The sequence below is a fragment of the Simplicispira sp. genome (genome assembly GCF_028687295.1).
GTDB lineage: Bacteria > Pseudomonadota > Gammaproteobacteria > Burkholderiales > Burkholderiaceae_C > Simplicispira > Simplicispira metamorpha.
The window spans coordinates 1-9,735 of record NZ_JAQUAL010000123.1 but is presented as its reverse complement, the minus strand read 5'-3'; the positions used below and the strand labels follow the sequence as shown (position 1 = coordinate 9,735).

Sequence of the window (9,735 nt, the reverse complement as noted above, 5' to 3'; positions counted from 1 at the left end):
ACGGCATTGCCCGCCCACATCAGCGGTGCGGTTACCAGCAGCGCGGCGGTGCCAATTGTCATTTTTTGTGTCATGGCGCCACTGTAGCGATTGCCCTTGCGCTGCGTCGGCAGGGCGTGCAGATCCGTGGCAGGATGCTGGCCCATTGTGTTCGTCCACCCACCGCAGGAGAAACCCACCCATGAGCCTTGCCGTACAAATCCGCCAGCATGGCGGCCCCGAAGAACTCCAGCTCGTCGATGTCACCGTGGGCGCGCCTGGCCCCGGCGAAGTGCGCATCCGCCACCACGCCATCGGGCTGAACTTCATCGACGTGTACCACCGCACCGGCCTGTACCCGCTCACCATGCCCGCCACCATCGGCATGGAAGGTGCCGGTGTGATCGAGGCCGTGGGCGAGGGCGTCACGCACTTGCAGGTGGGCGACCGCGCCGCCTACGCCAGCAACCCGCCCGGCGCCTACTGCGAAGTGCGCGTGATGCCTGCCAAGTGCGTGTGCAAGCTGCCCGACGCCATCAGCTTCGAGACTGGCGCGGCCATGATGCTCAAGGGCCTCACGGCCCAGTACCTGCTGAAAAAAACGCTGCCCGTGCAGGGCCTGCAACCGGGCGACTTTGTGCTGTTCCATGCCGCCGCCGGGGGCGTGGGGCTGATTGCCTGCCAGTGGGCGCGCGCGCTGGGCTTGCAGCTCATCGCCACCGCAGGCACCGATGCCAAATGCCAGTTGGCGCTGGCCAATGGTGCGGCCCACGCCATCAACTACCAAACCGAAGACTTTGCCGCGCGCGTGAAAGACATTACCGGCGGCCAGGGCGTGAAGGTGGTGTACGACTCGGTGGGCAAAGACACCTGGGACAAGTCGCTGGAATGCCTGCGCCCGTTTGGCCTGATGGCCAGCTTTGGCAATGCCTCCGGCCCGGTGCCGCCGTTTGCGCCGGGATCGCTGGGCGCCAAAGGCTCGCTCTACGTCACGCGCCAGACGCTGTTTACCCACATCACCACGCGCGAGTCCACGCAGGCCATGGCCGATGAGCTGTTTGCCGTGGTGGCCAGCGGCCAGGTGCAGATCCACATCGCGCAGCGCTACCCGCTGGCCGATGTGCAACAAGCCCACCGCGACCTGGAAGCGCGCAAAACCACCGGTTCGACGCTGCTCACGCTGTGACGGCGTTGCAACCAAGTCTGTCGTTCAACCAGTGGCTGGTGGGCGCGCGGCAACGGGCGCACCAGCCCGCCCGCCAGCCACGCCAGGCGCTGCGGGTGGCAGGGCAGGTGGTGGGGTCGGTGGCAGCGGGGGTTTTAAGCCAAATCAGCCTCCAGAGCTTATGGGATAAGCGCTACCAGCTATCAAATAGAGAGCATTCTGGTGTGCCTGTGTGGAGCCTGGAACTGGCGCCCGAAGCGCTTTCCGAGGCCACACCCGGCGCCATCACCGATGCCTTGAACACCCTGGCAGCAGCGTTGCGCGACGCAAACCTGTGCGGCCCCTGGCGCAACGAGCAACTGGCGGTGACCAACCTCCAGGGCGACGTGGTGGGCACCGTGGAGCGCGGCGCCGTGCGCGTGCTGGGCATCACCACCTGCGCCGTGCATTTGGTGGGCCTGGCGCCCGACGGTCGCATGTGGGTGCAAAAGCGGTCGCTGAACAAGCCCAACGACCCGGGCCTGTGGGACACGCTGATGGGCGGCATGGTCTCGGCTACCGACTCGTTGCCCCAGGCCCTGGCGCGCGAGACCTGGGAAGAGGCCGGGCTGCACGTGGGCGCCCTGGCCGATGTAGCGCACGGCGGCCATGTGCTGTTCAGCCGCCCCAGCAGCGAGGGCGGCGGCGCGGGCTACATGGTCGAACGCATCGACTGGTTCAGCGCCGTGGTGCCCGAGGGCATGGCGCCCGTGAACCAGGACGGCGAGGTGGACGAGTTCGCGCTGCTACCGTTGGCCGATGTGCGTGCGCAGGTCGCCCAGGGCCTGTTCACGCTGGAAGCCGGTCTGGTGATTGCGGGGTTTCTGGGCCTGTGATTGGCGGGCGGTGCTTCTCAAGCCTGGTCGGCCATCGCCCGCAGCCGGTTGGGCGCCAGCGCACCGGCCGATTCCAGAATCGGGTAGGCCACCGAGCACAGCAGCGAGTTGATGCGTTTGAGCTCGCTGATCAGGTCAATGTGCAGCGAGCTGGTCTCGATGCTGGGCACCGAGTTGTCTGACAAGCGCGCCAGGTGGGTGGCCGAATACGCATGTTCCAGATCGCGAAAGCGGGCTTTTTCTTCAAGCAGCTTCTGCGCATCGCGCACGCTGCCGTTCAGGAACACGCTCATGGCCAGGCGCAGGTTGTCCAGCAGGCGCGCGTGCAGGTCGTTGATTTCTTCCATGCCCGCTTCAGAGAACTGCAAGCCCTTCTTGATCTTTTTGTCCTCAATGTCGATCAGGATGCGCTCGATGGTGTCGGCCACCTGCTCCATGTTGATGGTGAAGCCGATGATGTCGGCCCAGCGCCGGCCCTCGTGCTCGTCCAGCGCCTCGCGCGGGATTTTGGTCATGTAGTACTTGATGGCCGAGTACAGGCCGTCCACCTGGTCGTCCAGGCGGCGCAGCTCTTGCGAGAGCTTGAGGTCGTCGGTGCGCAACACGGTGTGGATGCCCTGCAACATCGTCTCTACCACGTCGGCCTGGTGCAGCGCCTCGCGGGCGGCGCACGAAATGGCCAGCGAGGGCGTGGCCAGCGCCGAGGCGTCCAGGTGGTGTGGCCGGGTGTCGGTGGCGCTGGCTTCTTCAGCGGGCAGCAGGTGCGCCACCAGCCGCGCTACTGGTTTGGTCAGGCCGATGCACACCACGGCCATGGTGCAGTTGAAGGCCAGGTGAAACAGCACCACCAACGTGGCATCGCTGGCCACGTAAGGGCGCATGTATTGCAGCCAGGGCGCCGCCAACGGGGCCATCAGCGCCACGCCAGTGATCTTGAACATCAGGTTGCCCAGTGGCACCTGGCGCGTGGCCACGTTGGCGCGCAGTGTGGTCAGCACGGCCAGCAGGCCGCTGCCCAGGTTGGCGCCCAGCACCAAGCCCAGCGCCACAGTGACGGGGATGCCCCCCGAGCCCACCAGCGTGGCCGTGAGCAGCACCGTAGCCAGGCTGGAGTACGACACCAGCGCCAGCAGCGCGCCCATGGTCAGCTCCATGGCCAGATCGCTGGCCAGGGCGCCCAGCAGCGCGCGCACGGTGTCGGACTGGGTGAGCACCGTGGTGGCCTCGGTGATCAGACGCAGTGCCAGCAGCATCAGGCCCAGCCCGATGAACACGCGCCCCATGCGGCCCACGGTGGTGTCGGGGCGCGGCACGTACAGCACCACGCCGACAAAAATGCACAGCGGCGACAGCCACGACAAATCCAGCGAAAACACCACTGCCATCACGCTGGAGCCCACGTCTGCGCCCAGCATCACGGCCAGCGCCGCAGGCAGCGCGATCAGGCCCTGGCCGACAAAAGAGGACACGATCAGCGCCGTGGCCGTGCTCGACTGCACCACCGCCGTGACGCCCACGCCCGAGAGCGCTGCCGTCACGGGGGTGCGCACGCTGCGCGCAATGATCTGGCGCAGGCTGGCACCAAACACGCGCAAGATGCCGGTGCGCACCAGTTGGGTGCCCCAGACCAGCAGTGCCACTGCGGCCAAAAGATTGAGAAGATGCTTCATGGGTGAGCCGGGCACTATAGCGGCCCAGCCCCCTGGCGGTGGCACCGGCAGGCAATAGCGCACTGGGCAGTGCGCTATTGCGGCCAGCGCGGGCTTTTAGCGGGCGTTGCGCACGCGCAGCAGCTCGTCCAGGATCAGGCAGGCGGCGCCCACCGTGATGGCCGCATCGGCCACGTTGAAGGCCGGAAAGTGCGAGCGGCCCCAGTAAAAGTCCAGAAAATCCACCACGTAGCCGTGCACCATGCGGTCAATCACGTTGCCCACGGCGCCGCCCAGGATGCTGGCCAGTGCAAAGGCAAACAGCTTTTGCTCCGGGTGCTGGCGCAGTTGCCACAGGATGAACAGCGCCGCTGCCACGCCAAAGCCGGTGAACAACCAGCGCTGCCAGCCCCCGGCGTCGGACAGAAACGAGAACGCTGCTCCCGTGTTGTGCGCCCGCACGATGTTGAAAAAACTGGTGATGGGCGTGGCATCGCCCAGCTGGTAGGCGCCCAGGATCAGCGTTTTGGTGAGCTGGTCAGCGACCAGGATCACCAGCGCCCAGCCCAGCCAGGGCCAGATGCTGGCGCCCGTGCTGCCAGAGAACGTGCTGCGGGCCATTTACGCGTGCGTCCGTGCTTCGCCGCTGCCGTGCAGGTTGCTGGTGCAGCGGCCACAGATGGTGGGGTGGGCGGCATCTTGGCCCACGTCATCGCGGTAGTGCCAGCAGCGCTCGCATTTGGCATCCGAACTGGCTGTAACGCCCGTGTGCAGGGCGCTACCAGCTACTAAATTGATAGTGGATACGATGAACACGAACTTCAGGTCATCGCCCAGGCTGGACAGCAGCGCGTAGTCTTCGGGCGGTACGGTCAGCACCACGTTGGCTTGCAGCGAGGCGCCCACCTGGCCGGCCGCCCGCAGCGCCTCGATGTCTTTGTTGACCACATCGCGGATGGCGCGGATGCGCTCCCACTTGGCCAGCAGGCCATCGTCGGGCTGGCCCAGGGACTGGAATTTCTCGACAAAGATGGATTCGGAGCCACCAAAAATCTTCCACGCTTCTTCGGCGGTGAAGCTCAGGAACGGCGCCATCCAGCGCAGCATGGCGTGCGTGATCTGGTGCAGTGCGGTCTGGGCGCTGCGCCGCGCCAGGCTCTTGGGCGCGGTGGTGTAGAGGCGGTCTTTGAGCACATCGAGGTAGAAGCCGCCCAGGTCTTCCGAGCAGTACAGCTGCAGCTTGGCGACCACGGGGTGGAACTCATACACCTTGTAGTGCGCCAGGATGTCGTCTTGCAGCTGCGCGGCGCGCGTCAGGGCGTAGCGGTCGATTTCCAGCAGCTGGTCGAACGGCACGGCGTCCTGGGCCGGGTCAAAGTCGCTGACGTTGGCGAGCAAAAAGCGCAGCGTGTTGCGGATGCGGCGGTAGGCATCGACCACGCGGGCCAGGATTTTGTCGTCGCCAGCGATGTCGCCCGAGTAGTCAGAGGCGGCCACCCACAGGCGGATGATTTCCGCGCCCAGCTTTTTGTTGATGTCTTGCGGGTCAATGCCGTTGCCCAGCGACTTGCTCATCTTGCGGCCCTGGCTGTCCACCGTGAAGCCGTGCGTCAGCAGGCCGCGGTAGGGCGCGCGGCCTTCCAGCGCCGATGCCAGCAAGAGCGAGCTGTGGAACCAGCCCCGGTGCTGGTCGTGGCCTTCGAGGTAGAGGTCGGCCTCGGGGCCGCTGTCGTGGTGTACGCCGGGGTGCGTGCCGCGCAGCACATGGCTGAAGGTGGAGCCAGAGTCGAACCACACTTCCAGGATGTCGGTGCTCTTGGTGTAGTGCGGGGCATCTTGCGCGCCCAGAATGTCTTCGACGCTGACGCGGCTCCAGGCCTCGATGCCGCCTTGCTCGACGATGTTGGCGGCCTGGTCCAGGATTTCCATGGTGCGCGGGTGCAGTTCGCCCGAGTCTTTGTGCAAAAAGAACGGGATGGGCACGCCCCAACTGCGCTGGCGCGAGATGCACCAGTCGGGCCGGTTGGCAATCATGTCTTTCAGGCGGGCCTTGCCGTTTTCAGGGTAAAAGCCGGTGTGCTCAATCGCCTTGAGGGCGGTCTGGCGCAGTGTCTCGGGGGCTTTGTCGGTGGTGAACACGCCCTCGCCCTCGTCCATGCGGATGAACCACTGGGCGGCAGCGCGGTAAATCACCGGCGTTTTATGGCGCCAGCAGTGCGGGTAGCTGTGGGTGATGGTCTCGGTGGCCATCAGGCGGTTGGCCGTGCGCAGTGTCTCGATGATGACCGGGCAGGCTTTCCAGATGTGCTGGCCGCCAAACAGCGCAAAGTCGGGGGCGTAGCAGCCGTTGCCCTGCACCGGATTCAGGATGTCGTCGTACTTCATGCCGTGCGCTACGCAGGAGTTGAAGTCGTCCACCCCGTAGGCGGGCGCCGAATGCACGATGCCGGTGCCATCGCTGGCGGTGGCGTAGTCGGCCAAGTACACGGGCGACAAGCGCTGGTAGCCGTAGCTGCCATCCTCGCTGGCCACGTCGTACAGCGGGTGCTGGAACTCCAGGCCACCCAGCTTTTCACCGGCCACGGTGGCCAGCACCGTAAAGCTGTCCATGCCCCAGCGCTTCATGCAGGACTCGACCAGCGTGGCGGCGACGATGAACAGGCCGCGTTCGGTATCGACCAGCGCGTAGGGCAGCTCGGGGTTGAGGTTGAGCGCCTGGTTGGCGGGAATCGTCCAGGCGGTGGTCGTCCAGATGACGGCAAAGGCGTCTTTGCCCAGCGCGGGCAGGCCAAAGGCGGCGGCCAGCTGCGCTTTGTCGTGGGCTTTGAAGGCCACGTCCAGCGTCTGGCTTTGCTTGTCCTGGTACTCGATTTCAAACTCGGCCAGCGAGCTGCCGCAGTCAAAGCACCAATAGACGGGTTTCAGGCCACGGTAGACAAAGCCGCGCTCGATGACGCGCTTGAAGGCGCGGATTTCGCCCGCCTCGTTGGCGAAATTCATGGTTTTGTAGGGGTTGTCCCATTCGCCCAGCACGCCCAGGCGTTGAAAGTCGGCCATTTGCTGCGCGATTTGTTCGGTGGCGTAGGCACGGCTTTTGGCCTGCATGTCGTCGCGGCTGAGGTTGCGGCCATGTTTCTTTTCAATGGCGTTTTCGATGGGCAGGCCGTGGCAGTCCCAGCCGGGCACGTACAGCGCGTCAAAGCCCTCCAGCTGGCGCGCCTTGACGATCATGTCCTTCAGGATTTTGTTGACGGCGTGGCCCATGTGGATCTGGCCGTTGGCGTAGGGCGGGCCGTCGTGCAGGATGAACTTGGGCGCGCCCTGGCGGGCCGAGCGCAGGCGTTTGTACAGACCGGTGTCGTTCCATTCCTTGACCCAGCCGGGCTCACGCTTGGGCAGATCGCCGCGCATGGGGAAGGGGGTGTCGGGCAGGTTCAGGGTGCTGCGGTAGTCGGCAGCGGCGGGGCTGGTGTTTTGCGTGTCGGACATGGCGAATGCTTCGGGGGGAGTGCGGGGGCAGGCTGGGCGCCAGACGCCAAAGCGCCCGGCGGGCCGTGAGGGGGTGGGAGGATGTTGGCGGCGGGCGGCGCCAACGCGTCAAATTCGGTCGCGCGTGGTCTGGCGGCGGGTTTCGGCGTGGGCGGCGAACCACGCACGCGCATCGGCGCAGTCGCGGGCGATACCGGCGGTGAGGGCGTCGAGGCTGTCGTATTTCAGCTCGTCGTGCAGTTTGTGCAGCAGTTCCACGCGGATGATTTTACCGTAGGCCCCTTCGGCGCCCAGGTGTGCGGGCCAGTCCAGGCAGTGGGTTTCCAGCAGCACGCGGCCACCGTTGGCATCGTTGGGATCGAGCGAGGGGCGGATGCCCAGGTTGGCCACGCCTTCCAGCGCTTGTTCGTCCAGGCCGTGTACACGCACGGCAAAAATGCCGCTGGCCGCAGGCTTCCAGTGGGCAAAGCGCAGGTTCAGGGTGCGAAAGCCGTCGTGGGCCCCGGCGCTGCGCTCGCCCAGGGCGCGCCCCAGTTTGCGCCCATGCACCACGTGGCCAGAGATGGTGTAGGGCCTCCCCAGCAACTGCGCTGCGTCCTGCATGCGCCCGCTGCCCAGGGCATCGCGCACGGCAGAACTGGAGACGCGCAGGCCATGCACTTCGTAGCTGTTCATGCGCGCCACGTCAAAGCCGTGGGCCTGTCCGGCAGCGTCCAGCATGGCGTAGTCGCCCGCGCGCTGGCGGCCAAAGCGGAAGTCATCGCCCACCAGCACGTAGCGCGCGCCCAGGCCCTGCACCAGCACTTCGTCGATGAAGGCCTGGGGCGACTGCGCGGCCAGGCGTGCGCCAAAGGGCAGCACCACGGTCTGGCGCACACCGCAGCGCTCCAGCTCGGTGAGCTTGTCGCGCAGGGTGCCGATGCGCGCGGGGGCCAGATCGGGCTTGTTCAGCGCGGCGGCAAAGTAGTCGCGCGGGTGGGGCTCGAAGGTCAGCACGCAGCTGTCCACACTGCGGTGGCTGGCTTCGTTTTGCAAGAGCGCCAGCATGGCCTGGTGGCCCCGGTGAACACCGTCGAAATTGCCAATCGTCACGGCGCAGGCGCTGGCAATGCCGGGGTGGTGGAAGCCGCGAAAAATCTTCATGGGTTGTTATCTTTTTAATAGCGCATGGCGCACAGCCATCAAGCGCCAGAGGCCGATTTGACTTGAAAAAAGCGTATATTGTGACGCAGCCCATGCAGTGCGCCTGTCGCCTGCGTGGGCTGTCCAGACAGTCCGCGTGGCGTTCCTTCCTTGTGTGCAGCGTTGTTCCAGGAGGTCAGTGGTGAAGGTCTTGAAGCTTTCGGCACAGGGTGTGCCCCAGTCATGGATATCGCTGGAGCAGGCGGTCATCCACAGCGCTGCGGGCGATGTGCGCTGGGTGGCAGGCAGCGAGGTGGCGGTGTTCCACGGCGGGCACAACGCCATCACCGGGCTGCAGTCGGTCATTACCGTCCACAGCATCATCGGCACCCGGGGCGTGCCGGGCATCAACCCTTTTGACATCCAGCCCGCGCTGGCCAACAGCAAATTGTTTGCCCGCGACCGCTGCATCTGCGCGTACTGCGGCGGGCATTTTGACGAGTACAGCCTCACGCGCGAGCACATCGTGCCGCTGGCACAAAAAGGCGCCGACCACTGGATGAACGTCGTCACCGCCTGCCGCCCTTGCAACCACCGCAAAGGCCCGCGCACCCCCGAGCAGGCGCACATGCCGCTGCTTTACGCGCCTTACGTGCCCAGCCTGTGGGAGGACTTCATCTTGCGCAACCGCCGCATCCTGACCGACCAGATGGAGTTCCTGATGGCCCATGTGCCCAAATCTTCGCGCTTGCTGGATGCGCTGGACTGCTAAAAAACCCTGGGCCTGGGCCTTTCGGTGGGGTCGGGGCTGTGGTCAAATCAGGGTTTACCCTTAAATGCCATCGGTGTTCTCCGCATGATTGTTCGTGATCGCCCCTCGGGGCTGCGCTTGTTTCTGGTGCTGCGGGGGTCTGTGTTGCAGCGCATCCGCCTGACCTTGCTGCTCAACACCTTGCTGGCCACGCTGGTCACGCTGGCGCATGGCAACCTGTTCACCGTGAAGATCACGCTCACGGCCATCCCGTTCACGCTGATTGGTTTGCCGCTGGCGATTTTTCTGGGGTTTCGCAACACCACCGCCTACGACCGCTACTGGGAGGCGCGCAAGCTCTGGGGCGAGCTGGTGCTGCGCATGCGCAGCCTCTCGCGCCAGTGCCAAAGCCTGATCCAGCTGCCCCAGCCCATCGACCCGCTGGCGCGCGACAGCGACGTGCGCGTACGCATGGTGCACCGCTGCATTGCCTTTGCCCACGCGCTGCGCCTGCAACTGCGCGGCCAGAAGGACGATGGCACCCTGGAGCGCTGGACGACGGCAGAGGAATTTGCCCGCATCCGCAGCGTCCGCAGCCCTGCCGACGCGCTGATGCTGGCCATGGGCCGCGACCTGGGCGAGTGCGTGCGCCAAGGCCACATCGCCCCCAGCCTGGCCGTGCCCATCGACCAGACGCTGTCGGCC

At 65.7% G+C, this 9,735-nt stretch carries 8 protein-coding genes; 4 read left to right on the top strand and 4 right to left on the bottom strand.

The window, feature by feature from the left end; genetic code table 11:
• Positions 1–181: 181 nt before the first annotated feature.
• A complete protein-coding gene (locus tag PHX69_RS12585; RefSeq protein WP_119011971.1) occupies positions 182–1,165 on the top strand; it encodes a quinone oxidoreductase family protein in 984 nt (327 codons plus the stop codon).
• 5 nt (positions 1,166–1,170) lie between these two features.
• On the top strand, positions 1,171–2,019 hold the full coding sequence (locus PHX69_RS12580) for an NUDIX hydrolase (RefSeq protein ID WP_502958528.1): 849 nt from the start codon (positions 1,171–1,173) through the stop codon (positions 2,017–2,019).
• 17 nt (positions 2,020–2,036) lie between these two features.
• Here PHX69_RS12580 and PHX69_RS12575 read toward each other — a convergent pair whose 3' ends face one another.
• The 4 genes from PHX69_RS12575 to PHX69_RS12560 all read right to left on the bottom strand — a co-directional run bounded on the left by PHX69_RS12575 (position 2,037) and on the right by PHX69_RS12560 (position 8,300).
• Positions 2,037–3,689, bottom strand: coding sequence for a Na/Pi cotransporter family protein (locus PHX69_RS12575; RefSeq protein ID WP_288044083.1), 1,653 nt, complete (start codon positions 3,687–3,689; stop codon positions 2,037–2,039).
• Between the two features lie 96 nt (positions 3,690–3,785).
• Positions 3,786–4,289 carry a signal peptidase II gene (lspA, locus tag PHX69_RS12570; protein WP_288044081.1) on the bottom strand — a complete coding sequence of 168 codons (504 nt, stop codon included), beginning with the start codon at positions 4,287–4,289 and terminating at the stop codon, positions 3,786–3,788.
• Positions 4,290–7,157, bottom strand: coding sequence for an isoleucine--tRNA ligase (gene ileS / locus PHX69_RS12565; RefSeq protein WP_288044079.1), 2,868 nt, complete (start codon positions 7,155–7,157; stop codon positions 4,290–4,292). It lies immediately after the preceding gene.
• 108 nt (positions 7,158–7,265) lie between these two features.
• Entirely contained in the window at positions 7,266–8,300 is a 1,035-nt protein-coding gene (locus PHX69_RS12560) for a bifunctional riboflavin kinase/FAD synthetase (RefSeq protein ID WP_288044077.1), read from the bottom strand.
• A 181-nt stretch (positions 8,301–8,481) separates the two neighbouring features.
• Between PHX69_RS12560 and PHX69_RS12555 the strand changes: the two genes are divergently transcribed.
• Both PHX69_RS12555 and PHX69_RS12550 read left to right on the top strand, forming a co-directional pair.
• Complete coding sequence (locus PHX69_RS12555; protein ID WP_119012047.1) at positions 8,482–9,051, top strand: HNH endonuclease; 570 nt, start codon at positions 8,482–8,484, stop codon at positions 9,049–9,051.
• Positions 9,052–9,135: 84 nt separating this feature from the next.
• Positions 9,136–9,735 (top strand): bestrophin family protein (locus PHX69_RS12550; protein ID WP_288044075.1); only part of this gene is annotated, 600 nt, incomplete at its 3' end.

What these genes read in the sequence shown, in the direction of transcription:
- PHX69_RS12560 (WP_288044077.1), bottom strand. Translation starts at nt 8,300, where the DNA reads ATGAAGATTTTTCGCGGCTTCCACCACCCCGGCATTGCCAGCGCCTGC.
- lspA (WP_288044081.1), bottom strand. Translation starts at nt 4,289, where the DNA reads ATGGCCCGCAGCACGTTCTCTGGCAGCACGGGCGCCAGCATCTGGCCC.
- PHX69_RS12585 (WP_119011971.1), top strand. Translation starts at nt 182, where the DNA reads ATGAGCCTTGCCGTACAAATCCGCCAGCATGGCGGCCCCGAAGAACTC.
- ileS (WP_288044079.1), bottom strand. Translation starts at nt 7,157, where the DNA reads ATGTCCGACACGCAAAACACCAGCCCCGCCGCTGCCGACTACCGCAGC.
- PHX69_RS12575 (WP_288044083.1), bottom strand. Translation starts at nt 3,689, where the DNA reads ATGAAGCATCTTCTCAATCTTTTGGCCGCAGTGGCACTGCTGGTCTGG.